Raw genomic sequence first — 856 nt, forward strand, 5'->3', positions numbered from 1 at the left:
GACTACGGTTAAGTCCATGTACTACTGACAATTATCTGATAATAACAAAAAACTTTATAGCGTCATTAGTTATTACGCTTAACCGATGGTTAATTATCCATTTTTTAATATTTTCTTGATGTCGTCCTCATTCTTGTAAGAGGAGTGGATCTTGATCAGGCCTTGGTTGATGGCGTGTTGGCAAGCGGTTCTTATGTTACCGGTTGCAAAGCTCGCTGCTGGCGCGTTGTCAATGGCTTTCAAAAATACCCAATGACTTTGTTTATCTTTGAGGCTAACTTCGCGTGCAATGTGCGTCGCAAGTAGCAGTAAATCGAGCAACTCTTCATCATTGATAGCGGTGTAAGCTCGAGGCAAGAACGGGTAGTCGCTTATGCCCATACGAATGATGCGATTGACGTTATGCTGAGTCGCAAATTCGTCTACCCACGCTTGGAATTTTTCAAACATGACTTCGGCAGAGGCGTCGCGGTCTGCGTTAGGTTCGATGTAGAGTAAGTTTGCATCCGAGAAGTGGTACAAACGTGCTGGTTTTTCGATGCGCTCTGCTAGGTATTCACCGAATGCGCGTTCTAATTCTAAGCCCGCTTTGTAACCATTTTGAACGTACATGCTGCGTAAGAACGGTAGGTCGATCATCACAAAACGTAGTCGGTCGTTGAGCGGTTCATGGATAAGTTCACCCATTTGCCACTGTTCAAAAGTGTCACGCGATTTTTTCAGTGAGCGAGACAACTTCACGTTCAGCATGCGCAGATTACGTAAGCGAGAGCGGGAATGGGTAAAGAGGTCGTTACGAAGTTTTTCGATTTCACCCGCTTGGCGCTGCATGATCACGCCGCGGCGCATAATGAAC

At 45.6% G+C, this 856-nt stretch carries 1 pseudogene; it reads right to left on the reverse strand.

Going from position 1 to position 856, the window contains the following annotated elements:
* Positions 1-93 precede the first annotated feature (93 nt).
* Positions 94-856, reverse strand: a pseudogene (locus R7R24_RS25705) (tetratricopeptide repeat protein); the annotation flags it as partial.

The organism is Vibrio sp. 704, from assembly GCF_033339295.1.